Here is a 25,065-nt window from a genome sequence, read left to right on the forward strand (position 1 = left end):
ATCTTAGGCAACCGCGGTGATGTGGGGCATCGTTGTCGGCATGGAGGCGGAGGCCCGGATCGCCCGGCGGTCCGGCCAGAAGGTCGCGCTGCCCGCAGGGGCGGCGGGGCTGCTCGCCGACGGGGCCGGCGGGCTGGTCAGTTTCGGCATTGCCGGCGGCTTGGCGCCCGGCCTCGCCCCCGGAACGCTGGTGATCGCGTCCGAGGTGGTCCTGGAGGATGGCAGCCGATTTCCAGCCGGCCTGCCGCCGGGTTGCGCGGTGCCGGAAGGTGCCATGCGGGCGCCGGTCGCGGGTGCGGCGGCGATCGTGCCGGGCGCGGCCGCGAAGCGGGACCTCCACCGGCGCACCGGTGCCGTCGCGGTCGATCTGGAGAGCGGGGGAGTGGCACGGCTCTGCGCCGACGCCGGCGTTCCGTTCGCGGTGATCCGGGCCATCGCCGACCCGGCGGAGCGGGAGTTGCCTCCCGCGGCGCTGGTCGGCATGGGACCGGGCGGGCGGGTCGCCCTGGGCGCCGTCCTCGCGAGCGTCGCGGCCCGGCCCGGCCAGATCCCGGCCCTGGTCCGGGTGGCCCTGGACACCCGGCGGGCGTTGCGCGCGCTCGCCGCCGTCAGGCTGGCTTGACGTAGTTCTGCGGGAACAGCGAGCGGAGCGTAACCTCGTCGAAATCTCGCTTGAAGGGGATGTCCTGCGCGATCCGGCGGACCCTGGCGACGGCGGGGCGGGAGTCGATGGCCTGGAACCAGCGCTTCAGGTTGGGCGTGGCATCCAGCGGCGTGTCGCTGTCGTTCATCACGTAGGGGGCGCGGTCGATCCAGCCCCAGGCGGCCATGTCGACGATCGTGAACTCGCCGCCGACGAGGTAATCGCGCTCGGCCAGCCGGTCGTCGAGGACCCGGTAGTGGCGCTCGGCCTCCCGGCGATAGCGGTTGGTCGCGTAGGCGCTTTCCGTATGGGTGCGCTGGAAATGCACGGCCTGGCCGGAATAGGGACCGAGGCCGGTCGCGACGAACATCAGCCACGACAGAAGGCTACCCCGGTCTTCCGGCTTCCCGCCGAACTTGCCGGTCTTCTCGGAAAGATAAAGCAGGATCGCGTTGGAATCGAACACCGGCACGCCGTCGTCCTCGATCGCCGGCAGCTTGCCGTTGGGGTTGACCTTGAGGAAGTCGGGGGAGTGCTGCTCGCCCTTGAAGGTGTCGACCGGAACCACCTCGTAGTCGAGGCCGGCCTCCTCCAGGAAGAGGGCCACCTTCATCGGATTCGGCGTGTGGTGGAAATAGAGGCGTATCATGTCGGTTCTTCCCGGAATGTTGCCCTGTAGAATTGCGGTTCGGCACCGATTTGTGCCGTGCCCGGTCAGCCGCTGCGCGCCGCGACGAGGTTCATGACGACGTCGATCCACTCCAGCCCGACCTGGATCTTGACCGGGACCCGGGGTTCGCCGGGCAGGGGGCTCGCGAACCAGGCCGTCGCGGTGCGGTCCACGCCGTACTGGAAGAACTCGCCCTCGTCACGGTCGCGTTCGAATCCGGCGACGGGATGGATGCGGATCGTGCATTTCTCGGCGGCGCCCTGGTGCATGTTGCGCGGCGATTTCTGGAGGGTATCGGGGCCCTCCGACGTCACGGTTACGTCGTAGCGGCGCCGGCCGTCGAAGACCGGAAAGGTGCCGGTGCATCCGGTTTCGCCGCCCGCGGCGATGATCCCGACCGCGGCGCTGACCGGGTCCAGCGTGTTGGGGCGGAACTCCGGCGCGACCGCGCCGGAGGCCAGTTCGGACTGGGGCGGCTCGGCCGTCACGGACACGTTGCCGGCACCGTCATAGTCCAAGGCCAGCGTGCGGTGGCGCTTGCGCTGCCGGCGGTCGGAGCGGAATTGCTCGGGCTCGACGCGGGTGCCTGCCTCCACCCGGCCGTCGGCTGATGCCCGGTAGGACCAGCGGGACAGCAGGTCGATCAGCCGGCCGCCCTTCGCCTCGACGCCTGCGGAGTAGCGGTCGCCCGCGATGTCGAGGGTCATGGCTCCGCTGACAAGGAACAGACCCCCGGCATAGACGTCGTAGTCCAGCTTCATGGCCTCCGCCTGGAGAGGGAGTGCGCACAGGGCGACGGCGGCGGCGCAGGTGCGGATCAGTGCCATGGTGGTTTCCCCGGATCTGGAGAGTGCGGATGATGGTTAACCGCATTCTCCAGGTCCGAGTGGCGACACCGTGGCGGAAAAATTCAGCCCCGGCCGGCGCCCCGGGCGCTGCCCCGGCCGGACAGGCTGGGATTCTGCATGAAATAGGTATGGGCGTTCGGGGCGCCCGGCTCCGCTTCCATCCGGGTGAAGGCGCCGTCCGGTCCCATCAGCCAGCTCTGCGCCCGGTCGCGCAGGTTGGTGCCCATGATCTGCTCGACGATCTGCTCGTGGACGGTGGCGTTCTCGATCGGCACCAGCGTCTCGATCCGGCGGTCCAGGTTGCGCGGCATCCAGTCGGCCGAGGAGATATAGACCTTCGCCTTGGGGGAAGGCAGGGGGTGGCCGTCGCCGAAGCACATGATACGGCTGTGCTCCAGGAAGCGGCCGACGATGCTCTTGACCCGGATATTCTCCGACAGCCCGGGCACGCCGGGGCGCAGGCAGCAGATGCCGCGGATGATCATGTCGATCTGCACGCCGGCGTGGGACGCCTCGTATAGCTTGTCAATGATGTCGGGATCGACGAGGGAGTTGAGCTTGATCCAGATCGCCGCCTTGCGGCCGGCGCGGGCGTGGGCGATCTCCCGGTCGATCATCTCGACCAGCCGGCTGCGCAGGGTCAGCGGCGCGATCGCCAGCTTCTCCAGGTGCTGGGGCTTGGCATAACCCGTCATGTAATTGAACATGACCGAGGCATCGTGGCAGAGCGCCGGGTCGCAGGTGAAGAAGGACAGGTCGGTGTAGACCTTGGCGGTGATCGGGTGGTAGTTGCCGGTGCCGAAATGGACGTAGCTGTGCAGCCCGTCGGCCTCGCGCCGCATCACCAGCGACACCTTGGCGTGGGTCTTCAGGTCGACGAAGCCGTAGACCACGTGGACGCCGGCGCGCTCCAGGTCGCGGGCCCACTGGATGTTGGCCTCCTCGTCGAAACGGGCCTTCAGCTCCACCATGGCGGTGACCGACTTGCCGGCCTCCGCCGCCTCGATCAGGGCCGCCACGATGGGCGAGTTCTTGCTGGTCCGGTACAGCGTCTGCTTGATCGCGACCACCGCCGGGTCGCGCGCCGCCTGGAGCAGGAACTGGACCACCACGTCGAAGCTCTCGTACGGGTGGTGGACCAGGATGTCCTTGTGCCGGATCGCCGCGAAGCAGTTGCCGCCGAAGTCGCGGATCCGTTCCGGGAACCGGGCGGTGAAGGGCGGGAACAGCAGGTCGCTCCGCTCGTCCAGGATGAGTTGCTTGACGTCGCCCAGCGCGATCAGGCCCTTCTGGACGAAGACGTCGCCGGGCGAGACGCGCAACTCGCCGACCAGGAACTCGCGAAGGTCGAGGGTCGTCTCCGCCTCGACCGCGAGGCTGATCACCTTGCCGCGCCGGCGCCGCTTCAGGGCGCTCTCGAAGGTGCGGACCAGGTCCTCGGATTCCTCGTCGATGTCGATCTCGCTGTCGCGCAGCACACGGAACAGGCCGTGCCCGGTCAGCTTGAGCGGCGGCGGGAACAGGCGGTCGAGGAACATCAGCACCAGATCTTCCAGCAGCAGGAAGCGGGTGCCGGAGCCGGGAAGGCGGACGAATCGCTCCAGCTGGGTGGGCAACGGAATCAGCGCGTCGAGCGGTTCGCTCTTCTCCGGGTCCTTGAGCTGGAGGACTAGGGCCACGCCCCGGTTGGCGATGAAGGGGAATGGATGGGCGGGATCGACGGCGATGGGGGTCAGGACGGGGAAGATCTCGCGCAGGAAGCGGTCCTCCGCCCAGTCCCGGTCGGCGTCGGACAGGTCCTTGGGGGCCACGACCCAGATGCCCGCTTGGCGCAGCTCCTCCAGCAGGGCGTTCGCGCAGTCCTGCTGCTGGTCGTTCAGCTGGATGATGGCTTGGTTGATCAGGGCCAGCTGCTGTTCCGGCAGGAGGTTGTCGGGCGTGAGCGCCTTTACCCCGGCGCGCTCCTGGGCCTTCAGCGCCGCGACCCGGACCATGATGAACTCGTCCAGGTTGCTGGCCGAAATCGACAGGAAGCGCAGCCGCTCCAGCAGCGGGTGGTTGGTGTTGTGGGCCTCCCCCAGCACCCTGTCATTGAAGGAGAGCCAGGACAGCTCGCGATTGATGAAGCGGTCGGGCGGCAGTTCCAGCGGTTCGGCCTGCGGCTGCTGCCCGGGCTTGTTCGGGCGCGCCGCCTTCTGCTGGCTGGTCGCTTCCACGGTCGTGTCCATTTCCTTCCCCCAGATGCTGTTCGTCAGCCGTGCCGGTCATCAGCGGCGCAACATGCGGCAACATTCAAGGCTGCCGCATGCAACATTTGTTAACATTTTGTGTCGATTGCCGTCCTGTGTCATATCGCCCCGGCGGGTCCTTGACTTCGACGATCGTTCCGCGTGTCTGTTGCCGCGGGTATCCAAGACGGAGAACAGACATGAGCCGGTACGGTTTCGCCGGGGCGCTGGTCGGAGCGCTGGCCGGGGTGGTGGTTGGCTTGGCTTCGGCGGTTCCGGCCGGGGCGGAGGAGGTGGGCTGCGTCACCACGGCCTGGAAGCTGCTCGGGGCCAACCACAGGGTCTGCGTAGAGGCGTTCGACGACCCGAAGGTCCCGGGCGTCGCCTGCCATCTGAGCCAGGCGCGGACGGGAGGGGTCTCAGGCAGCCTGGGGCTGGCGGAAGACCCCTCGCGATTCTCCATCGCCTGCCGGCAGATAGGCCCGATCACCGTGCCTGACCGGCTGCGCGACAACGAGGAGGTCTTCACCGCCGACACCTCGATCCTGTTCAAGGAGACCCGCGTGGTGCGCATGTTCGACCGCAAGCGCAACACCCTGGTTTATCTGAGCTACAGCACCAAGATGGTGGACGGATCGCCGATGAACGCCGTCTCGACCGTGCCGATCATGCCGTGGCGGGACTAGAGGGGTGCCGAGCGCCCGATGACTGACGAGACCTGACGTGACCACACGAACCCATCCCATCTCCGTCGCTCCCATGATGGACTGGACGGACCGGCACTGCCGGTACTTCCTGCGACAGATCAGCCGGCATGCGCTGCTCTATACCGAAATGGTCACGACTGGAGCGATCCTGCACGGCCCGCGGGAGCGGCTGCTGGCCTTCCATCCGGACGAGCACCCGGTGGCACTGCAGCTGGGCGGCAGCGATCCCCAGGCCCTGGCGGAATGCGCGCGGATCGCGGAAGCCTTCGGCTACGACGAGGTCAACCTGAATGTCGGCTGCCCGAGCGATCGGGTGCAGTCCGGCCGCTTCGGCGCCTGCCTGATGGCGGAACCCGGCCTCGTCGCCGAGCTGGTCGGCGCGATGCGGTCGGCCGTGTCGATCCCCGTGACGGTCAAGTCGCGGATCGCGATCGACGAGATGGAGGAATGGCCGACGCTGGAGGGCTTCATCGCGGCCGTGCGCGCCGCCGGCTGCACCCGCTTCATCGTCCATGCCCGCAAGGCCTGGCTGAAGGGGCTGAGTCCCCAGGAGAACCGCGACATCCCGCCGCTGCGGTACGATCTGGTCCACCGGCTCAAGCAGGAGAACCCGGACCTGGACATCACGATCAACGGCGGCATCCTGGACCTGGACTCGGCGGCCGAGCATCTCCAGGTGGTGGACGGGGTCATGCTGGGCCGGGCCGCCTACAAGAATCCCTACGTGCTGGCGGAGGTCGACCGCCGATTCCACGGGAGTGGCGAATCGGTCCCGACTCGGGAGGAGGCGGTGCGCCGGATGCTGCCCTATATCGAGGCGCGGAGGGTCGAGGGCGTGCCCCTGAATGCCATCACCCGACACATGACAGGTCTGTTCCAGGGGCAACGCGGCGGCCGGGCGTGGCGGCGGCATTTGAGCGAATTTGCCCACAAGACCGGCGCGGGGCCTGAGGTTGTCGAGGCTGCGCTGGCCCGGATCAATCCCTCGAAGGGATTTTCCCAGGCCGCCGAATAAAGGGGCGCGACAAAACGGCCTGTACCGTGTTGTCTGGAATTCGCGGTTTAGCCCTTGACAAACTGCCCGTAAAGACCGAAATGGCCGGCCGTTCACCGATCGGAAATAGCTGTGTCAGATTTTGGTAACGTGAGCGGTGCCGCGAGACGAAGGCGGTGCCGTGACAATGGTTTCCGAACCGAGTGAATTTCTATTCCTCCGCCTCGGCAGGGGTCGGCGGGACTGAGTTGGAAATCCGAGGACAATCGTTATGACCGCCCTTGAAATCACGGCGCAACCTGTCGCCGACGCAGATCGCGCCACTGCGGTGCGCAACGAAACCGCGGGAGCCCGCGGCAACATCGCCTTCGCCGAGCATTCGACCGACCCGGTCCGGCTGTACCTGCGTGACGTGGCGCAGCACCCGCTGCTGACGCGTGAGCAGGAGGTGACGCTCGCCCAGCGCATGGAGGCCGCCCGCTCCGCGATCGATGACGTGATCGCGGCGAGCCCCTTCACGTGCACTCGCCTCATGCAGAGCCTCCAGGGCCTGCGGGACGGTTCCGTGAATGTCGGCACCGTCGTGGACCTGGAGCGCTTCGCCCGCATGGGGGCCGAGGCCGAGAGCGAGGATGCGGCTCTGGACGACGACCTCGCCGAGGTCGCCGATGCGGATTCGGAAGTAGCGGAGGCCGTGGCGGTTCCGGTCGTATCCGCTGCCGAACTGGCCGCGTCGGTGGTCGAGGCGCTGGAGCGGATCGAGGCGGTCCAACGGACCGACGCCGCGGCTGCCGCCGCGCTTATCCGTGAGCTGCCGCTGTCGATCGACCTGCGCACCGAACTGATCAACACCATGCGCGATGTCAACCGGCGCATCGTCGGCGTCGATGGCCGCCTGGCCCGCGTCGTCATGGCCGCAGGCGTCAAGCGCGAGGCCTTCCTGGAAGCCTATCTCGGCTCCGAGGACGAGCAGGACTGGCTGGCGAAGCGGGCTGCCAAGGGCGGTGCCTGGGCCAAGCTGGCCGAGCGCAAGGGCCAGGAAGTCGACGCTCTGTTCGCCGAGCTGGCCGAGATCGGCCAGACCGTCGGATTGCCGATCGGCCAGTTCCGCGAGTTGTCCGCCCGCCTGCAGCGGTCGCAGAACGACCAGATCCGCACCAAGGAGTCCTTCGCCAAGGCGAACCTCCGTCTGGTCGCGGCCCTGGCCCGCAAGCACCTGAACCGGGGCCTGCCGTTCCTGGACCTGGTCCAGGAGGGCAACATCGGCCTGATGACCGCGATCGAGAAGTTCGACTGGCGGCGCGGCTACAAGTTCTCGACCTATGCCACCTGGTGGATCCGGCAGTCGATGACCCGTGCGCTGGCCGACCAGGGTCGCACCATCCGCATGCCGGCCCATGCCTGCGAGGCGCTGACCAAGATCCGCCGCTGCGCGGTCCAGCTCCGCCTGCGCCGGGGCATCGAGCCGACCAACGAGGACATCGCGACCGCGCTGGCGATGCCGGTCGAGAAGGTCGCCGAGCTGCTTCGCATGGCGGCCGACGCGGTCAGCCTCGACGCTCCGGTCGGTGACGACGACGACGGCGCCCGGCTGGGCGACTTCCTGGAGGACAGCGCCACGACCGGCGCGTTCGACGCGATCGCCGCCGGCTCGCTGCGCGAGAAGCTGTCGGAGATCCTGGACGACCTCACCCCGCGCGAGGCCGACATCATCCGCCGCCGCTTCGGCCTTGCCGGGACCGAGGAGACGCTTGAGGACATCGGCCGCGACTACAACGTGACCCGCGAGCGTATCCGCCAAGTCGAGGCGAAGGCTCTGCAGCGGCTCGGCCGGGCCAAGCACGCTCGCGTGCTGAAGACCTTCCTGGAAGGCTGAGGCCGGCCCGGGAGTGAGGGCACACGAAAGCGTCGGCGGGAGAGCGATCTTCCGCCGGCGCTTTCGATTCGGCCTTCCGGATCAGCCGCCGAGCCTGGTCTCCAGCCGCGCCATCAGGCTGTCCAGTTCCTTGTGGTCGTCGGCGTTCAGCCTGGGGCCGGGTGCCCGGACGGCGGCCGAGGACAGGACGCCGCGCCGTCGCAGGATCTCCTTGCGGATCGCGAGGCCGATGCCGGCCTGCTGCTCGTGGCGGACGATCGGCAGGTAGGTGTCGAACAGGTCCTCCGCCCCGTCGGCGTCGCCCGCGAAGAAGCGCCGGCAGACCTGGACCAGCATCTCCGGATAGGCGAAACCGGTCATGGCGCCGTCGGCGCCGCGCCTGAGCTCCTGGGGCAGGTGGAGCCCGCCGTTGCCGACCAGGATGCTGATGCGGCGCCCGCCCGTGTCGGGCCAGGTCCGGATCTGGCTCAGCTTGCGCAGGCCGGGCGCGTCCTCGTGCTTCAGCATCACGATCTGGGGGTGGTCGTCGAACACCCGCCGCAGCGTCGCGACCGACACGGGGACCTGGGTCACCTGCGGAAAATCCTGGAACACCACCGGCACGTCCGGGCCGAGGATGCGCAGGGTCTCCGCGAAGTAGTTGATCACCTGCTCCTCGGTCTTCAGGCCGGACATCGGGGCAATCATGACTCCGGCGGCGCCGGCATCCATCGCGGAGTGGGCGAACGCCGCGAGGTTGTTGGTCCCCGGATTGCTGACGCCCACAATCACGGGGATACGTCCGGCGATCCGGTCGAACACGCGCCGCATGAAGCCCTGCTGCTCGTCCGGGGTCAGTTTCGGCGCCTCGCCCATGATGCCGAGGATCGTCATGCCATCGACGCCGCACTCCAGGTAGAAGTCCACCATCCGGTCGGTGCTGGCAAGGTCCAGCTTGCCGTCGTCCTCGAACGGGGTGGCGGCGATGATGTACACGCCGCTCGCCCGTTCGTTCAGCTTTTCGCCCATTCCTTTTCCTCCCTGCGGCCCCGGATCGGCGGACCCGCGGCCAGCTTATCACCGGTCCGCAGTCTTTTCCTGGTCTGCGGTCTTTTCCTGGTCCGCGGGCTTGTCGCCGCCTTCGCCGGTCCAGTCGTCGGTGATCATGGATTGGGCCTCGCTGATCTGGTCCACCTCCTCCTTGGACGGCGGGCGCGGGATCCGGGGGCTCTTCGGGCTGGTCGCGGTCTCGTTCGGGCGCTGCTCATCGGCCATGCTGATCCTCCTCTGGGGGTTCACCAAGGCTAACAAGAAAGGGAGCGGATGATCACCCGAGCGAGACGTCCAGGTACAGCATGATGACGAACCCAAGCATCAGGCCGACGCTCGCCGCCTTCTCCAGCCCGGCCCGGTGGGTTTCCGGGATGATCTCGTTGCTGACGACGAAGATCATGGCGCCGGCGGCGAAGGCGAGGCCCCAGGGCAGCAAGGGGGCGGCCAGGGACACGGCGAGAAGCCCGAGCAGGGCGCCCAGGGGCTCGACGAGCCCGGTCGCCAGGGCGATGGCGACGGCCTTGCCGCGCTGGTAACCGATGCTGTGGAGCGCCACGGCCACCGCCAGGCCCTCCGGCATGTTCTGGAGGCCGATCCCGAAGGCGAGGGGAAACCCGGTCGCGGTGCTGCCGGTGCCGAACCCGACGCCGACGGCCAGCCCCTCGGGGATGTTGTGCAGGGTGATGGCGATCACGAACAGCCAGATGCGCCGGAAGGTATCGGTCTCCGGCCCCTGGCGGCCCTTGATGAAGTGCTCGTGCGGGGTCAGCAGGTCGAGCGCCCACAGGCAGGTGGCGCCGAGCAGGATTCCGGTGCCGACCACGGCCGGGCCGGCCCCGGTCTCCAATGCCGGCAGGATCAGCGAGAAGAACGAGGCCGCCAGCATCACGCCGGCGGCGAACCCCAGGAGCCCATTCTGGAGCCGGCTTGAGACCTTGCGCAGGAACAGCAGGGGCACGGCCCCGAGGCCGGTGGCGGACCCGGCGGCGAGGCTGGCAAGAAACCCGATGAGAATTATGGACACGCCTTTTCCGTCAATCGTCGGCTGCGGTCGCCACCGTCTCGGCGCCCGGGGGAGAAGTGGTTGATGAAGCGCTCTGGTAAGGGATGAGGAAGGCGAAGGTTGCACCCTCGCCCGGCGCGGTTTCCAACCAGATGCGACCCCCCAGATGTTCGACGATGCGTTTGCAGATGGCAAGGCCCAAGCCGGTGCCCTGCGGCTTGTCGGTCATGGTGTTGCCGACCTGGCGGAACTTGTCGAAGACGATCTCCGCGTCGCCCGGTGCTATGCCCGGACCGTTGTCGGCGACGGAGACGCGGACCCCCTCCGCGACCGGCTCGACGCTGACCACGACCCGGCCGGTTCCGGACGGGGTGAACTTGGCGGCGTTGGACAGCAGGTTCATCGCGACCTGCGTCAGGCGGTCGTGGTCCCCCCATACCGGCGGCACGTCGGCCGGGATGCGCTGTTCCAAAACGACGTCCTTGTCCTTGAACACCTGCGCGGTGGTCGCCGCCGCGTCGCGCATGATCGCGGCGAGATCGACCGGACCGATCGTCCAGTCGATCTCGCCGGCCTCGATCTTGGCCATATCGAGGACCTGATTGATCAGCCGGGTCAGCCGCTCGCTCTCCCGGATGATCACGCCAAGGAACTCCTGCGACTGCTCGCGGTCGATATCGGGGTTGTCGTGCAGGATCTCGGCGAAGGCGCGAACGGAGGTCAGCGGCGTCCGCAGCTCGTGCGTGACGGTGGACAGGAAATCGTCCTTGAGCCGGTCCAGTTCGAGCAGCTTCTCGTTGGCGGCCCGGAGCGCCGCGGAGGTGCGCTCCAACTCGGCGGACTTCTGTTCCAGCTGCCGGCTGTATTCCAGCACCTGGCTGGTCTCGTCCAGCATGCGCAGCAGCTCGGCCATGGTGACCTCGCCGCCCTTGACCGCGGAGGCCAGGGCCACGCGGGCGGACGCGGCACCGACCGCGCCGGCCATCAGCCGCTCGCCGAATCGGACCAGTTCGGCGGTCGCCTGGCGGTCGCGGCGCAGGTCGATGTTGCGGCCCCGGGCGAAGCCGGCGAAGGCCTGCTCGGCCCGCTGCGGCCCGAGGAACCGCCCGACCAGGGCGATCAGGTCGCCGATCGTCGTGCTGCCTCTCCAGGTGCCGCCCTCGATCGAGCGGTCGGTTTGGCGGAACACATCGACGAAGGCGTGTGCCTGCACCCGTTCCCCGACGCTGGGCCGGTCGAACAGCGACACGCCGACATAGAGCCCCAGGTTGGCCAGCATGCTCCAGAACAGCGCGTGCGACAGGGGATCCAGCCCCTCCAGGCCGAACAGCGCGTAGGGCCGCAGCAGGGAGATGCCGGCGGGGCCTTCGGTCAGGAAGCCGGGGTCCAGCCAGCCCGACCGCGCGAAGGACGGCAGCAGCAGCGTATAGGTCCAGGCGGCGATCCCGGCGACCAGCCCGGCGATGGCGCCGCGCCGGGTCGCCCGGCTCCAGAAGATGCCGCCGATCAGCGCCGGGGCGAACTGGGCGACGGCGGTGAAGGAGATCAGCCCGATCGCCCCCAGCGCGTAGGCGCTGCCGGCGAACCGGAAATAGGCGTATCCCAGCAGCAGGATCGTCAGGATGGCGACCCGCCGGATCGCCAGCAGCAGGCGCGTCAGGTCCGGGTGACGGTCAAGCTTCAGGAGGCGCAGGTTGAGCAGCGCCGGGATGACGAGGTCGTTGGACACCATGGTGCTGAGCGCCACCGTCTCGACGATGATCATGCCGGTGGCCGCCGACAGGCCGCCCAGGAAGGCGAACAGGGCCAGGGCGCGCCAGCCTTCCGACAGCGGCACTGCCAGGACGAACATGTCGGGATCGACCGTCCCGCCGGGGAACAGCATCAGGCCGGCCACCGCCACCGGCAGCACGAACAGGTTGATCAGCAGCAGGTAGAGCGGGAACAGCCAGACCGCGCGGCGCAGGTGGGACTCCCGCATGTTCTCCACCACCGTGACCTGGAACTGCCGCGGCAGGCAGATGATCGCCGCCATTGAGAGCAGCGTCACCGTGATCCAGCTGCCGTCCGCCAGGGCCGGCTCCGCGGTCAGCAGGCGGGCGGTCCTCGGGTCGGCCGCGGCATTGTCGAACAGATCGGCGAAGCCGTCGTGCAGGCCCCACACGACCATGATGCCGACCGCCAGGAAGGAGAGCAGCTTCACCACGCTCTCGAACGCCACCGCCGCGACCATGCCCTGGTGGTGCTCGGTCGCGTCGATGCTGCGGGTGCCGAACACGATGGCGAAGGCGGCCATCAGCAGGGCGACGTAGAACGCCTTGTCCGCGAGGAGCGCCGACTGCGGGCCGGTCCCGAAGCCCGACGGATCCGTGCCCGCCAACAGGTCGAAGCTGACCGACACCGCCTTGAGCTGGAGCGCGATGTAGGGCGTGATCCCGACGATCGCGATGGCTGCGACCAGCCCGCCGAGCAGGTGGCTCTTGCCGTAGCGGGACGCGATGAAGTCGGCGATCGAGGTGCTGCGCTGCTTGCGCGCGATGCGCAGGATCTTGGCGAGCACGAGATATCCCAGCACCATGACCAGCGTCGGCCCGAGATAGACCGGCAGGAACCCGATGCCGAGGGTCGCCGCCCGCCCGACGCTGCCGTAGAAGGTCCAGGTGGTGCAGAAGACGCCAAGGGAGAGGGCGTAGACATAGGGGCTCGCGATGACGCTGCGGCCCCGGTCGGCCTGGCGGTCGGCCACCCAGGCGATGGCGAACAGCAGGAACAGGTAGGAGAAGGAGGCGACGGCGATCAGCCAGGCCGGCATTACCGGTCGCTCCCGTCCCGGTTCTGGCCGTCGCGGCCGAGGCCCTCCCGCTGCCGGCGTTCCATCGCCAGCCCGAGCAGGATGATCACCAGGGCCCAGGCGCCGAAGATGTAGACCAGCAGAGCCGGCCACCCGAACAGGGTGCCCGGCGCTCCGAACGCCTTCAGGAGCGGCGGGTTGAACAGCACCAGCGCCAGCAGGAACAGCGCGACGAGGCGTTCACCGGAGGGTGATCCCGGAGATCCCCCCGCCGGCGCCCTGTCGCGCCGGGCGGTCAAAACGCCCGCTCCCGGGCGTGCAGCTCGACCAGCATGTTGGCGCTGCGGATCGCGTCGTCCAGCGTGATGACGTTCTGCTCCCGCAGCATGTCGACGAACCGCAGGAAGATCGCCGCGGTCAGCAGGCTGTCGCCCAGCGCGGTGTGGCGGTCGACCACCTGGATGCCCAGCCGCTTGGCGATTCCGTCGAGCGTGTGGTCGGCGTCCGGCCCCTGGAGCTGGCGCGACAGCAGCATGGTGTCGAGCACGGGATGGTCGAACCGCACTCCGCTGACCTTCTCCTTCATCTTGAGGAACTTGAGGTCGAAGGCGGCGTTGTGCGCGACCAGCACGGCACCCGACACGAACAGATGGAACTGCGGCAGCACGACCGATGCCCGCGGCTTGCCGCGCACCATGTCGTCGGTGACGCCGTGGAACTGGATCGTCTCCGGCGGGATCGTCCGGCCGGGATCGACCAGCTGGCTGAAGGTCTCGCCGGTCAGGATGCGCCCGTTGACGATCCGGACCCCGGCGATCTGGATGATCTCGTCGCCGTCGGACGGGCGCAGGCCGGTCGTTTCGGTATCGAAAACGACGAACGTCAGTTTGTCGAGCGGTGTCCGGCCCAGCTCGGCCGTGGCGATCGGCTGGTGCAGCAGGGAGAAATCGAAGAATTCCGGCCGGGCGGAGGGCGGCGCCCGGTCGGCATGGCCGTGGAGCTGCTCCGTCGGCGGCAGCGGCACCCGCATGCGCGCCTGTCCCGGCCGGGGCGCGTCGCACCACAGCTCGCTGCGGTGATGCTGAAGGACGTCGGTGACGGTCAGGCCGCCCAGGGCGTCGGGCAGGGCCTGCTCCATCCAGCCGTCCACGACGGAGGAGGCGACCGGCGTACCGCTCCACGAGATGTCGACGAAGACCCACGAGCCCCCGGTCTCCGCCGAGAGGTCGAAGTTCCGGGCGCCGGTGACTTCGCCCAGCCGCCGCACCAGATGGTCGAGCAGCACGACGAGGCTGTAGCTGTCGCCGTGCAGCCACTGCGGCAGGCCGGTCAGGGTGATGGCAGGCCCGCCGGCGGCGGCGACCCGGGCGATGACCAGGTTGATCAGGTTGCCGGAATGGATGTCGCTCATCGGCCAGGCACCGGTGATGATGCTCCGGTAGTCGGCGGTGACGCTCTCCAGGCGGCCGGACAGGGCCGCGCATTCCTCCAGGATCACCTGCTCGAAGGCCCTGCGCGACTCCCGGTCCAGGTCGGGGTTGTCGGACAGGGTCTCGGCCGCGGCCAGCAGGTTGGCGACCGGCGGCCGGAACCCTTCCGTCGCGGCCCGGAGCACCGCGTCGCGCTTGCCGAGCGCCGCCAGTTTGGCGGTGACGTCGTCGAACGTGACGACATAGCCGGTCAGGGCGTCCTCCTCCTGGAGGATCAGGCTCATGCGTCCCTGGAGCAGGTAGCGCCCATCGGTGGTGGCGGCGACGAACTCGGCCGTGACGCCCATGGGGTGGCTATGGTGACGCCCGTCCTTGACGCGCAGGGTCAGCCGCTCCAGCGTGTGGAGAACCGGCGCCCGGGTCACCACCTGGAGCAGGTTGCGGCCGAGTCCCAGATCGGCGGTCAGGTGGAGCAGCGTCAATGCCGCCTGGTTGTAGAGAAGGATCTGGTGCTGCTGGTTGCAGACCAGGACACCCTCGTGCAGGTCGCGCAGCAGGGTGGACAGCCGGCTCTTCTGTTCCTGCACGACGGCGGTGGAGGAGGCGACCGCCTCGTCGATGTCCGACCGGGCGGCGGCCAGCTTCTCGCCCAGCTCGTTGATCGCCTGGGGCAGGGGGGAGAGCGCCGCGTACCGCTCCGGCGGGACCCGGGCCGCCACGGTGCCGTGGCCGATCACGCGGGCCTCTCCGGCCAGCGCCGCCAGGGACCGCAGGATGCTTCCGTCGATGATCCGCCACAGGGCGAACACGGTGGCCACGGCGACGGCGACCCCGCCGACGGCCTGGGTCACCACCGGATTGCCGGCCCCGTCGGCGTTGGCGAGCGCCGCCGGCAGCAGGATCATCAGGACGGCGGCGACCGCACCGACCGACGCGAACAGGAGGGCCATTCTGCGGCGTCCGTCCATGGATTGCAGGCTCCCGTGCCGGCGTCAGGCGGCGAGGTGCTTGCGCACCGTTTCGACGAGGTCGCGTGTGGAGAAGGGCTTGGTGACGTAGTCGGTCGCCCCGAGCGCCATGCCCTTCTGCCGTTCCACGTCGCGGCTCTTGGCGGTCAGCATGATCACGGGCAGCCGCTGCCAGTCGGGGTTGGCCCGTATGGTCTGGCACACGTCGAAGCCGTCGCGCTTGGGCATCATGGCGTCGAGCAGGATCAGGTCCGGGACCGATTGCTCCAGCGCCTGGATGACCTCCTCGCCGTTCTTGGCGAGGCGGACCTCGAAGCCGGCTTTCTGAAGCAGGAACTGGAGCGAGAGCAGGATGCTCGGCTCGTCGTCGGCGATCAGGATGGATTGGCTCATGGACGGCATTTCCTCCGGCGCCCAACCCCGCGGCCGGGGTCGTATTCTTATTAGTTATGGTCAACACCAGTGGAGCCCAATGTACCCAGAGGGCTTCTATCCGATCAACAGAGACTATAAGAAAATTGTGATCTATCGGACGCGGATGACATTACCGCGAAGATTTGCCGCACTCCGGAGTTCCGTGGACGCGTCGGCGGCCTCCTTCTCGGTTCCGTAGCGGCCGACCCGGACCACCTTCCAGGTCTTGCCCGCGCCGTTGGTCCAGTCCGAGACGAAGGCGTCCCAGCCCTTCCCCGAAAGCTCGCGCGCGAGGCTGGCGGCGTTGGCCGGGTCCTGGAAGCTGCCGACCTGGACCGTGTAATAGCGGCTGGGGATCTGCTCCGCCGGCCGTTCCCGTGCGGGCCGGTCGGGCACCGGCAGGGTCGGAGGCACCGCGGGGGCGGGAGTGGGGTCGCGCGGCTTCGACACCAGGTCGCTGAGCGCCGCGAGCGCCGGATCGATGGCCGGTTCGGCAGGGGCTTCCGGCTTCTCCGGCGGCGCTTCGGTCACAGCGCCGGGAGACGGTCCGGGCGCCGGCTCCGCCGCGGGGGCAGGCGGCGGCGCTTCCACCGGGGCCGCCTCGGCGGGAGGCGGCTCCAGGGAGGTGGGCGGTGCTTCCGGAACGGCTTCCGCCGTCGTCTCGGCCGGCGGAGGCGGCTCGGGCACCTGCGGCTCCGACGCGCTTTCCGCGGGCGGCTGGGGAGCGGGCGCGGCTTCCTGGGCCGCCTGCGGCGGCGCGTCCTGCGCCGGTGCCGGGACCGTCGGCGCCGGCGGCGGCATCGGCGGAAGGATCGACGTGGGCGGCGGGTCCGCGGCGACCTGCGGAGGAGGGCTCGCCGGCGGAGGCGGGGGAGAAACGGGAACGGCAGGTCGGGGCGGCTCTGCCGACGGCTCGACGGTCACGGTGGTGGTGCGTGGCGGCGCCAGCATCACCGTGCTGACCCAGGCTCCTGCCGCGAAGGTCAGCACCAGCCCCACGGCCATGGCGGTGGATTTGAAGTTCATCGAGCGCTATCCGGCCCGGGCGCGTCGCACCGTCCGGGCAAACTCCGTCTATTATTCCGTCCTTCGGTCGAATAGGCGCCCGGAGGTCTTAATACCCCGTAAATCAAAATGGGGAGGACCCACCGCACAGGCCGCGCGGTGGGTCCTCCACAGTCCGGAATGACCCTGCGGGGCGTTCCGGTCAGGTGCGCGAGACGGTATCGCGGGGCAGCTCGGCCGGCCGGCCGGCGGGGGCCGCCTGCACTTCCGGGGATTCGTCTTCCCGGAGGCCGTTCCGGAACTGCTTCATGCCGCGGGCGATATCGCCCATCGCCTGGGGAATGCGCTTGGTACCGAACAGCAGCATGACGGCTGCCAGAACGACGATCCAGTGGAAGAGGCTGAAGGAACCCATAGTCTTGTCTCCAGTGAGGCCCCGCCTTGCCGGCAGTTCCCGGTTGAGTGGTTTTCCGCTGATGGCTTGCTGCACTTGAAGGATGGGCGGCGGGCCATCCGCCTGCAACCCTTCCGCCTCCTCCAAGCATGATCCGATATTCAGTATAGATGCTCCGGTCGCAACATGACAGCATTAGCTTAATAAGCTTTATTTGCGGCTTGTCGGGCGCGACCGCTGATGATAGCGAAGCGTGCGCCATTGAAGTCCGCATCCCGCGGCCGGCCCCCGCGCCATATCCGGAGTCCGATGTCCGCCCTCACTTTCCAGACCATCGTGGTCTTCGCGCTGCTCGTCGGCGTCTTCGTCGCGTTCGTCCGCGAGTGGGTGCCGCCGGACATCGTGGCCCTGTCGACGGCGGCCATCCTGCTTCTGACCGGCATCCTGGACACCGACGAGGTGCTGTCCGTGTTCAGCAACAGCGCCGTCGCGACGGTCGCCGCGATGTTCGTGCTGAGCGCCGCGCTGGAGCGGACCGGCGTGGTGGAGGCGATGGGCAACGCCGCCATGAGGGTGGTGGGGCGCGACAGGATGCTGGCGTTCCTGATGCTGGTCGGGCTGGCGGTGGTCACCTCGGCCTTCATCAACAACACGCCCGTCGTGGTGATCCTGACGCCGGTCGCAGTCCGGCTCTGCCTCCATCTCGGGATGGCGCCCAGCAAGCTGCTCATCCCGCTGTCCTTCGCCGCGATCTTCGGCGGCACATGCACCCTGATCGGGACATCGACCAACCTGCTGGTGGACGGCGTCGCCCAGCGCATGGGCATGGAAGCCTTCGGCATCTTCGAGATCACCGGGTTCGGCGTGATCATGGCCCTGGTCGGCATCGCGTATCTGGTGCTGGTCGGCTACCGCCTGCTGCCGGAGCGGGAGACCACGGGAGAACTGCTGTCCAACCAGCCCCAGCGGCAGTACCTGACCGAGGTGGTGGTTCCGCCGGGAAGTCCGGTCACGGGCATGACCCTGAAGGAGGCCAAGCTCGTCAACCTCGCCAACGCGCGGGTCATCGACGTGGTGCGGCAGGACGAGTCGCTGCGCCGGCAGCTGGATACCGTCGTGCTGCGCGCGGGAGACCGCATACTAATGAAGAGCGGGATGGAAGGCGTGATGGGCCTGCGGGAGCATGCCGGCTTCGCCTTCGATCCGCAGGTCGACCTTCAGGAGATGTCCACCCGGAGCACCCGCGTCGTCGAGGGCATCATCGGCCCGCGCTCCGGCTTCGTCGATCACCGCTTGGCCGAGTTCAACCTGCGGCGGCGGTACGGGCTTTACATGATTGCGGTACACCGGCAGGGGGTCAATCTCCGGGAGAAGTTCGAGGAGGTCCGCCTCGAGGTCGGCGACATGGTGATCCTGGAAGGTCCCGAGGAGGGGGTCCGGCGGCTGGTCGACTCGGGCGACCTCATCAACCTGACGGAGCCGGTCCATAACCCGATGCGCCGCGCCAAGGCGCCGATCGCGATCGGCGCGGTCCTGGCCGTGGTCATCCTGGCGGCCTTGGACATCATGCCGATCGCCGGGCTTGCGCTGATCGCCGCGGTGGGCGTCGTGCTGACCGGCTGCCTCGATCGCGACGAGGCCTACCGCTCGATCGAGTGGCGTATCCTGTTCCTGATCCTGGGCATGCTGACACTCGGCGCCGCGATGGAGAAGACCGGGGCGGTCGAGCTGGTGGCGGGAGCCGTCGTCGACGCGGTCGGCCGCAACGAACCCCTGATCATGCTGTCGCTGGTCTATCTCCTGGCCTCCGCCCTGACGGAGATCGTCAGCAACAACGCCGTCGCCGTGCTGCTGACGCCGATCGCCATCGGGATCGCACAGCAGCTCGGCGTCGATCCGAGGCCCTTCGTGGTCGCCGTGATGTTCGGCGCCTCGGCGAGCTTCGCGACGCCGATCGGCTACCAGACGAACACGTTCGTCTATGGCGCGGGGGGTTACAAGTACATGGACTTCGTCAAGGTCGGGCTGCCGCTCAACCTGCTTTTCTGGGTGGTCGCGACTTTCCTGATCCCGGTGTTCTGGCCGTTCTGACCGGTGGGGACGGGTCAGTCGGCGAAGCGCGGCATCTTGGACCCGCACAGCAGGTCGTCGAGCCTGTAGGCCATGTCCATCGCCATCTGGAAGGTAGGTTTGTCGAAGCTCGGCTGCGGTCCGGTCTCGTAGCAGAGAAGACGCGCATTCCGGATGGCGGAGTTGATGCTGGCGGGCTGCAGGTGGTGGTTCATGGCGCGTACCCCGGTCGGTGGCGACGGTCCGGCTGGGATCCGGACCGCCTGATCTGTCCACAGGGTACGTGCGCTTAAGGTGAAGGAATAGCAAAAAGCTTTTGAGCTTATGGTAAGGAATCCCTTGATGATCCCGCTTCAAAGCCTCAGTGCATTCCTTCCAGTTCCTGCGCGGTCTGCTGCCCGGGAAGCTTGCCCAGGATGATCATGCCGAGGACCTCGTCCTTGGTGACCTGGGATGTGTGGCAGGTGCCGACCAGCTTGCCGTTCTTCATGACGCTGACCCGGTCCGACAGGTCGAAGACGTCGTGCAGGTCGTGGCTGATCAGGAAGATGCCGATGCCTTCCTTCTTCAGCTGCTTGATCAGTTCCGCCACCTGCCGGGTCTCCTGCGGTCCCAGCGCCGCGGTCGGCTCGTCCATGATCAGGATCTTGGCGTTGAAGTGCAGGGCGCGGGCGATCGCCACCGACTGGCGCTGGCCGCCGGACAGGTTCTTGACCGGCTCCTTGATCTTGCGGAAGTTGGGGTTGAGCCTGCCCATCACGTCGCGGGTCGCCCGCTCCATGGCGTCGTCGTCAAGCGTGCCCCAGGGGGTCATCAGCTCCCGCCCCAGGAACAGGTTGCCGGGGGCGTCGATATTGTCGGCCAGCGCCAGGGTCTGGTAGATCGTCTCGATGCCGAGCGCCTTGGCGTCGCGCGGGCTGCGGATCTCCACCGGCTGGCCGTTGATCAGGATCTGGCCGGAGTTCGCCTGGTAGGCGCCGGACAGGATCTTGATCAGGGTCGACTTGCCGGCGCCGTTGTGGCCCAGCAGCCCGACCACCTCGCCGGGATAGAGGTCCACGGTCACGCCGTCGACCGCCTTGATGCCGCCGAACTGGATGGAGATGTCGCGCATTTCCACCAGCGGAACGTTTCCTGTCATCTCTCGGGCCCTCCTAGCGGCGGCGTTTCTGGTAGACGGTATCGAGCCAGACGGCGAGGATCAGCACGAGGCCGATCACGACCGGCTGCATCGGCGTCGAGATGTCCAGCAGGATCATTCCGCTCTGCAGGCTTTGCATGATCAGGGCGCCCAGGATCGCGCCGGCGATGGTGCCGACGCCGCCGGCCAGCGAGGTTCCGCCGATCACCGCCGCGGCGATGACGGACAGTTCCAGCAGCGACCCGGTGGAGTTGAGGCCGGCGTTCAGCCGCGCGGTCTGGATCGCGCCGGCGATGGCGGCCAGCACGCCCATCAGCACGAAGATCATCACCGTGACCTTGCGCACGTTGATGCCGCCCAGTTCGGCGGCCTCCGGATTGCCGCCGATGGCAAAGACGTAGCGGCCGAACTTGGTGACCTTGGTCAGCGCCGACATGGCGACCGCCACGACGATCAGGATCAGCACGGGGATCGGGATGCCCTGCGGCACCTGGGTGCGCGGCCGATAGTAGGAGTTCATCACCATGACGAACGCCACGATCAGGCCGATGGAGACCGCCAGGATCAGCGCCTCGGCCCAGAGCGGGCGGACGGGGAAGTTGAACCGGTTGCGCCGCTGGCGCGTGCGGACCGTCTTGAACAGCACGGCGGCGATGAACAGACCGCCGACGACCCAGCTCCAGAAGGCGCCGATCGAGCCGTCCAGGCCGCCGCCCAGGAGCTGGAAGGTCGGGTCCATGGGGGCGACGGTCCGGCCCTCGGTGATCCACCAGGCGAGGCCGCGGAAGATCAGCAGCCCGCCCAGCGTGACGATGAAGGCGGGGACGGCGCGGTAGGCCACCCACCATCCCTGGAAGGCGCCGATCAGGGCGCCCATGGCGAGGCCGGCGACCAGGGACACCGCCCAGGTCCAGGAGGTGCCGATCGGCAGCACCTCGACCTGGAGGACGGCCATGACCATGCCGACGAAGCCCAGGACAGAGCCGACCGACAGGTCTATGTGGCGGGCGACGATCACCAGGACCATGCCGGTCGCCATGATGCCGACGACGCTGGTCTGGACCGACAGGTTCCACAGGTTGCGCGCCGTCAGGAAGATGCCGCCCGTCATGATGTCGAGCCCGACCCAGATCACCGCCAGGGCCGCCGCCATGGCCAGCAGCCTGGTGTCGATCTCCAGGGCGGCGATGAGGTTGCGGGCGCCCTGCGGCCGCGCCGTTCCGGGCGATTCAACGACAGTCGTCATTGTCAGGTACCCTCATGCGAAAATCGCGGACCGCCGGAGGAAGCCCGGCGGCCCGCGATCGCCGTTCAACGATTCGGGAGGCGACGGCTCACATGCAGGCTTTGGGAGCCTTGGCCTTGTCGACACCCTGGCAGGCCACGGCCTTGGTCACCCAGCCCGCATCGATCACCAGGTTGAGGTTGTCCTTGGTGATCGGGATCGGGGTCAGGAAGATCGCGTCCAACTCGACGCCCTTGGCGCCCTGGTTCCACTTGGTGGCGCCCTTGATCTGCGAGGCCTCGGCGCCCTTGGCGAGTTCCACGGCGATGTTGGCCGCGGTCTTGCCGAGCTCGCGCGAATCCTTCCAGACGCTGACGGTCTGCAGGCCGCGGGCCACCCGGTTGAGCGCCGCCTGGTCGGCGTCCTGGCCGGACACGGGGATGCCCTGCAGGCCCTGGGCGGAGAGCGCGGCGATGGCACCGCCCGCCGTGCCGTCGTTGGAGGCGACGACCGCGTCCACCTTGTTGTTGTTGGCGGTCAGGATCTGCTCCATGTTCCGCTGGGCGTTTTCGGGCAGCCACCCGTCGGTGTACTGCTCGCCGACGACCTTGATGTCGCCCTTGTCGATCGACGGCTTCAGCACCTCGACCTGGCCGGAATGCAGGAAGTCCGCGTTGGGATCGGCGGCGCTGCCCTTGATGAAGACGTAGTTGCCCTGCGGCTTGACCTTCAGGATCTCGCGGGCCTGGATGCGGCCGACCTCCTTGTTGTCGAAGGTCAGGTAGAACACGCCGGGCGCCTCGATCAGGCGGTCATACCCCACCACGGGGATGCCCTCGGCGGTCGCCTTGGAAATCGCCGGCATGATGGCGTTGTTGTCCTGGGCCAGCACGATCAGCGCGGTGGCCCCGCGGGTGATCAGGCTCTCGACGTCGGCGAGCTGCTTCGAAGGCGAGCTCTGCGCGTCGGCGCTGATATAGTCGGCGCCCAACTCGGCCAGGCGGGCCTTGATGGCGGCCTCGTCGGTCTTCCAGCGTTCCTCCTGGAAGTTGGACCAGCTTACCCCGACGACGACTTTCTGCGCCCAGGCCCCGGTCGATGCCGTCATGACGAGCACCGCGCCCACGCCCATCAGCGCATGCTTGATAGCATTCATTGAGTTCCGCCTCCCCCATAGGTTCATTCTTGTTGGCCCGGCATTACCGTGGCGATCTATTCAAAACTGCTTGAGACAACGCCCGGGCCACCGGACGGTGCGGCATTGTCGCTCTGCTACACACTGCCGCGGCCCAACGATGCCATGGCGCACAGGCCAAATCAATCGGCCTCGCCGGGCATCGGCACCGCCGGCGAAGCGCGGCGGCCGACGCCCTCTCCCGCGGCCGGGAGAGGGCGGAACCGGCGCCTACTGGGCGTCGGCGGCGACCTGCATCTTGACGATGCGGTCGGGGTCGGTCACCGCGCCGTTGCGCATGGACGACCCCTTCTTGATGTTGTCGACGAACTCCATCCCCTCGACCACCTGGCCCCAGACCGTGTACTGGCGGTCCAGGTGGGGGGACGGGGCGAACATGATGTAGAACTGGCTGTCGCCGCTGTTCGGATCCTGGGCCCGCGCCATGGAGACGGTGCCGCGGACATGCTTGTAGTTCGAGAACTCGGCCTTCAGCTTCTGGCCGGACCCGCCGGTGCCGTCGCCCCGGGGGTCGCCGGTCTGGGCCATGAAGCCGTCGATCACGCGATGGAACACGAGGCCGTCGTAGAAGCCTTGGCGGGTCAGTTCCTTGATCCGCGCGACGTGGTTGGGAGCCAGATCGGGCTTCAGCTCGATCACGACTCGGCCATCCTTCAGGTCGAGATAGAGGGTGTTTTCAGGATCCAAGGCAAAAGCCTCCCCACTCCAGAGAAAGGCGCCCATCAGGGTCGCCATGATTAGGGTCTTCAACCAGCGCATCGTTGCTTCCACAGTGCAGGTCGGTGACGCGGGGACCATAGTGGAAGCTGTCGCGGGAAGAAAGCCGTGCCTCGCGACCACCCGTCGGGGGCCGGCCGTCAGCTAGCCGCCGCCAGGGATTTCGACCCGGCGAGCCGCTGGGCGAGCCAATGCGCGAGGCGCTCGGCACCCTCGGCCGGGACATGGAGGCCCAGCTTGGTCCGGCGCCACAGGATGTCGTCGGCGGTGCGGGCCCATTCCCGGTCGACCAGCCAAGCGGCCTCGCGCTCGTACAGGCCGCCGCCGAAATCGGTTCCCATGTCCTGGAGCGAGGCGGCGTCGCCGACGATCCCCTCGGCCATGGTGCCGTAGAGCCGGCACAGGCGTTGCGCCACCGCGGCGGGCAGCCAGGGGCGCCGGGCCTTGAACGCGGCGGCGAAGGGCTCGAACCGCGCGTCCGGCATGTCGCCGCCGGGCAGCGGTGCCTTCGCGGTCCAGGACGGCGCCAGGCCGGGGATGAAGCCCGCCAGCTTGTCCATGGCGTGCTCGGCCAGGCGGCGGTAGGTGGTGATCTTGCCGCCGTAGATCGACAGGAGCGGCGCTTCCCCGGTCCCGCCCGACAGGTCGAAGACATAGTCGCGCGTGACGGTGGACGGGTTCGCGGCGCTGTCGTCGTCATAGAGCGGGCGGACGCCGGAATAGCTCCGGACGACGTCCTGCGGCCCGATCTCCGTCCGGAAATAGCGGTTCACCGCGTCGCACAGGTAGGCGGTCTCCTCCGGATCGATCCGGACATCCGAGGCATCTCCCTGGAACGGGATGTCTGTGGTGCCGATCAGGGTGAAGCGGTGCTCGTAGGGAATCGCGAAGATCACCCTGCGGTCGGTGTTCTGCAGGATGTAAGCGTGGTCGCCCTCGTACAGGCGGGGAACGACGATGTGGCTGCCCTTGACCAGCCGCATGTGGGCATTGCCCTTCTGGCCGGCGATCCCGTGCAGGAAGCGCTCGACCCAGGGGCCGGCGGCGTTGACCAGGATCCGCGCGGTGACCACCCGCTCGGCGCCGGTCGCCAGGTCCTTCAGCCGCGCGGTCCAGCGGCCGCCCTCGCGCCGCGCCTCTACGCAGCGGGTGCGCGGCAGGATCTCCGCGCCGCGCGCGCGGGCATCCATGGCGTTGAGCACGACCAGCCGGCTGTCCTCGACCCAGCAGTCGGAATAGGCGAACCCGCGGGCCAGCTCCGGCTTCAGCGGCGCGCCCTCCGCCCGGTCGGTCCGGAAATCGAGGCTCCTGGTGCCCGGAAGGCTGCGCCGTCCCCCGATATGGTCGTAGAGGAACAGGCCCAGCCTGATCATCCAGGCCGGGCGGAGCAGACGGTTGTGCGGCAGCACGAACCTCATCGGCCAGATGATGTGGGGGGCGATCCGCAGGAGCACCTCGCGCTCCGCCAGGGCCTCGCGGACCAGGCGGAACTCGTACTGTTCGAGATAGCGCAGCCCGCCATGGATCAGCTTGCTGCTGGAGGAGGAGGTGGCGCTGGCGAGATCGGCCTGTTCGCACAGGATGACGGAAAGCCCGCGGCCGGCCGCGTCGCGCGCGATGCCGGCGCCGTTGATGCCGCCGCCGATCACCAGAAGATCCACCGCCGAATCCTGCCGATCCATCTTCATCCTCCGAAAAGCCCCTCGGTATGTTC

23 protein-coding genes are annotated in these 25,065 nt (G+C 68.2%); 5 read left to right on the forward strand and 18 right to left on the reverse strand.

The annotated features are described in order from the left end of the window. Nucleotides 1-19: 19 nt before the first annotated feature. Nucleotides 20-622 carry a phosphorylase family protein gene (locus JL101_RS09785; protein WP_203102539.1) on the forward strand — a complete coding sequence of 201 codons (603 nt, stop codon included), beginning with the start codon at nt 20-22 and terminating at the stop codon, nt 620-622. Here JL101_RS09785 and JL101_RS09790 read toward each other — a convergent pair. From JL101_RS09790 to JL101_RS09800, 3 genes are all read right to left on the reverse strand, one after another. Further along, nucleotides 609-1,292, reverse strand: coding sequence for a glutathione S-transferase family protein (locus tag JL101_RS09790; RefSeq protein ID WP_203102541.1), 684 nt, complete (start codon nt 1,290-1,292; stop codon nt 609-611). The two genes, JL101_RS09785 and JL101_RS09790, sit on opposite strands and share 14 nt — an antisense overlap. A gap of 65 nt (nt 1,293-1,357) precedes the next feature. Next, nucleotides 1,358-2,140, reverse strand: a complete 783-nt coding sequence (locus tag JL101_RS09795) for a DUF3108 domain-containing protein (RefSeq protein ID WP_203102543.1) — start codon at nt 2,138-2,140, stop codon at nt 1,358-1,360. Nucleotides 2,141-2,223: 83 nt separating this feature from the next. Continuing rightward, nucleotides 2,224-4,389 (reverse strand): RNA degradosome polyphosphate kinase, encoded by a 2,166-nt coding sequence (locus JL101_RS09800; RefSeq protein ID WP_203102545.1) that lies wholly within the window; start codon nt 4,387-4,389, stop codon nt 2,224-2,226. Between the two features lie 200 nt (nt 4,390-4,589). On the opposite strand from JL101_RS09800, the gene JL101_RS09805 reads away from it, so the two are divergent. From JL101_RS09805 to JL101_RS09815, 3 genes are all read left to right on the forward strand, one after another. After that, a complete protein-coding gene (locus JL101_RS09805; RefSeq protein ID WP_203102547.1) occupies nt 4,590-5,075 on the forward strand; it encodes a CreA family protein in 486 nt (161 codons plus the stop codon). A 73-nt stretch (nt 5,076-5,148) separates the two neighbouring features. Next, on the forward strand, nt 5,149-6,111 hold the full coding sequence (dusA, locus tag JL101_RS09810; RefSeq protein ID WP_211111283.1) for a tRNA dihydrouridine(20/20a) synthase DusA: 963 nt from the start codon (nt 5,149-5,151) through the stop codon (nt 6,109-6,111). A gap of 250 nt (nt 6,112-6,361) precedes the next feature. After that, entirely contained in the window at nt 6,362-7,966 is a 1,605-nt protein-coding gene (locus tag JL101_RS09815; RefSeq protein WP_203102550.1) for a sigma-70 family RNA polymerase sigma factor, read from the forward strand. Nucleotides 7,967-8,047: 81 nt separating this feature from the next. Here the strand turns inward: JL101_RS09815 and JL101_RS09820 are convergent, their stop codons facing one another. The 9 genes from JL101_RS09820 to tatA form a co-directional block, all read right to left on the reverse strand. Further along, nucleotides 8,048-8,974, reverse strand: a complete 927-nt coding sequence (locus tag JL101_RS09820; RefSeq protein ID WP_203102551.1) for a dihydrodipicolinate synthase family protein — start codon at nt 8,972-8,974, stop codon at nt 8,048-8,050. Nucleotides 8,975-9,022: 48 nt separating this feature from the next. Next, a complete protein-coding gene (locus JL101_RS09825) occupies nt 9,023-9,220 on the reverse strand; it encodes a hypothetical protein (RefSeq protein ID WP_203102552.1) in 198 nt (65 codons plus the stop codon). Between the two features lie 52 nt (nt 9,221-9,272). Beyond that, a complete protein-coding gene (locus JL101_RS09830; protein WP_228435385.1) occupies nt 9,273-10,022 on the reverse strand; it encodes a ZIP family metal transporter in 750 nt (249 codons plus the stop codon). 10 nt (nt 10,023-10,032) lie between these two features. Further along, a complete protein-coding gene (locus JL101_RS09835; protein ID WP_203102553.1) occupies nt 10,033-12,813 on the reverse strand; it encodes a sensor histidine kinase in 2,781 nt (926 codons plus the stop codon). After that, nucleotides 12,813-13,091, reverse strand: coding sequence for a hypothetical protein (locus JL101_RS09840; protein ID WP_203102554.1), 279 nt, complete (start codon nt 13,089-13,091; stop codon nt 12,813-12,815). The genes JL101_RS09835 and JL101_RS09840 overlap by 1 nt, the downstream gene beginning before the upstream one ends. Then, the gene (locus JL101_RS09845) at nt 13,088-15,172 is read right to left on the reverse strand and encodes a 3'-5' exonuclease (protein WP_228435386.1); all 2,085 of its coding nucleotides are present in this window, start codon (nt 15,170-15,172) and stop codon (nt 13,088-13,090) included. Before JL101_RS09845 ends, JL101_RS09840 begins: the two co-directional genes overlap by 4 nt. Before the next feature lie 42 nt (nt 15,173-15,214). Then, on the reverse strand, nt 15,215-15,583 hold the full coding sequence (locus JL101_RS09850) for a response regulator transcription factor (RefSeq protein WP_203102558.1): 369 nt from the start codon (nt 15,581-15,583) through the stop codon (nt 15,215-15,217). Nucleotides 15,584-15,715: 132 nt separating this feature from the next. Then, on the reverse strand, nt 15,716-16,630 hold the full coding sequence (locus JL101_RS09855) for an SPOR domain-containing protein (RefSeq protein ID WP_203102559.1): 915 nt from the start codon (nt 16,628-16,630) through the stop codon (nt 15,716-15,718). Nucleotides 16,631-16,811: 181 nt separating this feature from the next. Next, nucleotides 16,812-17,024 carry a twin-arginine translocase TatA/TatE family subunit gene (gene tatA, locus JL101_RS09860; RefSeq protein WP_203102560.1) on the reverse strand — a complete coding sequence of 71 codons (213 nt, stop codon included), beginning with the start codon at nt 17,022-17,024 and terminating at the stop codon, nt 16,812-16,814. A gap of 288 nt (nt 17,025-17,312) precedes the next feature. Between tatA and JL101_RS09865 the strand changes: the two genes are divergently transcribed. Further along, a complete protein-coding gene (locus JL101_RS09865; RefSeq protein ID WP_203102561.1) occupies nt 17,313-19,094 on the forward strand; it encodes an SLC13 family permease in 1,782 nt (593 codons plus the stop codon). A 14-nt stretch (nt 19,095-19,108) separates the two neighbouring features. Here JL101_RS09865 and JL101_RS09870 read toward each other — a convergent pair whose 3' ends face one another. From JL101_RS09870 to glpD, 6 genes are all read right to left on the reverse strand, one after another. Then, a complete protein-coding gene (locus tag JL101_RS09870) occupies nt 19,109-19,288 on the reverse strand; it encodes a hypothetical protein (RefSeq protein ID WP_203102562.1) in 180 nt (59 codons plus the stop codon). A gap of 146 nt (nt 19,289-19,434) precedes the next feature. Beyond that, nucleotides 19,435-20,214 (reverse strand): ATP-binding cassette domain-containing protein, encoded by a 780-nt coding sequence (locus tag JL101_RS09875; protein WP_203102564.1) that lies wholly within the window; start codon nt 20,212-20,214, stop codon nt 19,435-19,437. Between the two features lie 13 nt (nt 20,215-20,227). Further along, a complete protein-coding gene (locus JL101_RS09880) occupies nt 20,228-21,460 on the reverse strand; it encodes a sugar ABC transporter permease (protein ID WP_203102566.1) in 1,233 nt (410 codons plus the stop codon). Nucleotides 21,461-21,548: 88 nt separating this feature from the next. Next, a complete protein-coding gene (xylF, locus tag JL101_RS09885) occupies nt 21,549-22,595 on the reverse strand; it encodes a D-xylose ABC transporter substrate-binding protein (RefSeq protein ID WP_228435387.1) in 1,047 nt (348 codons plus the stop codon). 249 nt (nt 22,596-22,844) lie between these two features. Next, on the reverse strand, nt 22,845-23,369 hold the full coding sequence (locus JL101_RS09890; protein WP_228435479.1) for a peptidylprolyl isomerase: 525 nt from the start codon (nt 23,367-23,369) through the stop codon (nt 22,845-22,847). Between the two features lie 122 nt (nt 23,370-23,491). Then, entirely contained in the window at nt 23,492-25,033 is a 1,542-nt protein-coding gene (glpD, locus tag JL101_RS09895) for a glycerol-3-phosphate dehydrogenase (protein WP_228435388.1), read from the reverse strand. Nucleotides 25,034-25,065: the final 32 nt, after the last annotated feature.

The organism is Skermanella rosea, assembly GCF_016806835.2.
GTDB lineage: Bacteria > Pseudomonadota > Alphaproteobacteria > Azospirillales > Azospirillaceae > Skermanella > Skermanella rosea.

What these genes read in the sequence shown, in the direction of transcription:
- JL101_RS09785 (WP_203102539.1), top strand. Translation starts at nt 20, where the DNA reads ATGTGGGGCATCGTTGTCGGCATGGAGGCGGAGGCCCGGATCGCCCGG.
- JL101_RS09790 (WP_203102541.1), bottom strand. Translation starts at nt 1,292, where the DNA reads ATGATACGCCTCTATTTCCACCACACGCCGAATCCGATGAAGGTGGCC.
- JL101_RS09795 (WP_203102543.1), bottom strand. Translation starts at nt 2,140, where the DNA reads ATGGCACTGATCCGCACCTGCGCCGCCGCCGTCGCCCTGTGCGCACTC.
- JL101_RS09800 (WP_203102545.1), bottom strand. Translation starts at nt 4,389, where the DNA reads ATGGACACGACCGTGGAAGCGACCAGCCAGCAGAAGGCGGCGCGCCCG.
- JL101_RS09805 (WP_203102547.1), top strand. Translation starts at nt 4,590, where the DNA reads ATGAGCCGGTACGGTTTCGCCGGGGCGCTGGTCGGAGCGCTGGCCGGG.
- dusA (WP_211111283.1), top strand. Translation starts at nt 5,149, where the DNA reads ATGATGGACTGGACGGACCGGCACTGCCGGTACTTCCTGCGACAGATC.
- JL101_RS09815 (WP_203102550.1), top strand. Translation starts at nt 6,362, where the DNA reads ATGACCGCCCTTGAAATCACGGCGCAACCTGTCGCCGACGCAGATCGC.
- JL101_RS09820 (WP_203102551.1), bottom strand. Translation starts at nt 8,974, where the DNA reads ATGGGCGAAAAGCTGAACGAACGGGCGAGCGGCGTGTACATCATCGCC.
- JL101_RS09825 (WP_203102552.1), bottom strand. Translation starts at nt 9,220, where the DNA reads ATGGCCGATGAGCAGCGCCCGAACGAGACCGCGACCAGCCCGAAGAGC.
- JL101_RS09835 (WP_203102553.1), bottom strand. Translation starts at nt 12,813, where the DNA reads ATGCCGGCCTGGCTGATCGCCGTCGCCTCCTTCTCCTACCTGTTCCTG.
- JL101_RS09845 (WP_228435386.1), bottom strand. Translation starts at nt 15,172, where the DNA reads ATGGCCCTCCTGTTCGCGTCGGTCGGTGCGGTCGCCGCCGTCCTGATG.
- JL101_RS09850 (WP_203102558.1), bottom strand. Translation starts at nt 15,583, where the DNA reads ATGAGCCAATCCATCCTGATCGCCGACGACGAGCCGAGCATCCTGCTC.
- JL101_RS09855 (WP_203102559.1), bottom strand. Translation starts at nt 16,630, where the DNA reads ATGAACTTCAAATCCACCGCCATGGCCGTGGGGCTGGTGCTGACCTTC.
- tatA (WP_203102560.1), bottom strand. Translation starts at nt 17,024, where the DNA reads ATGGGTTCCTTCAGCCTCTTCCACTGGATCGTCGTTCTGGCAGCCGTC.
- JL101_RS09865 (WP_203102561.1), top strand. Translation starts at nt 17,313, where the DNA reads ATGTCCGCCCTCACTTTCCAGACCATCGTGGTCTTCGCGCTGCTCGTC.
- JL101_RS09870 (WP_203102562.1), bottom strand. Translation starts at nt 19,288, where the DNA reads ATGAACCACCACCTGCAGCCCGCCAGCATCAACTCCGCCATCCGGAAT.
- JL101_RS09875 (WP_203102564.1), bottom strand. Translation starts at nt 20,214, where the DNA reads ATGACAGGAAACGTTCCGCTGGTGGAAATGCGCGACATCTCCATCCAG.
- JL101_RS09880 (WP_203102566.1), bottom strand. Translation starts at nt 21,460, where the DNA reads ATGACGACTGTCGTTGAATCGCCCGGAACGGCGCGGCCGCAGGGCGCC.
- xylF (WP_228435387.1), bottom strand. Translation starts at nt 22,595, where the DNA reads ATGAATGCTATCAAGCATGCGCTGATGGGCGTGGGCGCGGTGCTCGTC.
- JL101_RS09890 (WP_228435479.1), bottom strand. Translation starts at nt 23,369, where the DNA reads ATGGCGACCCTGATGGGCGCCTTTCTCTGGAGTGGGGAGGCTTTTGCC.
- glpD (WP_228435388.1), bottom strand. Translation starts at nt 25,033, where the DNA reads ATGGATCGGCAGGATTCGGCGGTGGATCTTCTGGTGATCGGCGGCGGC.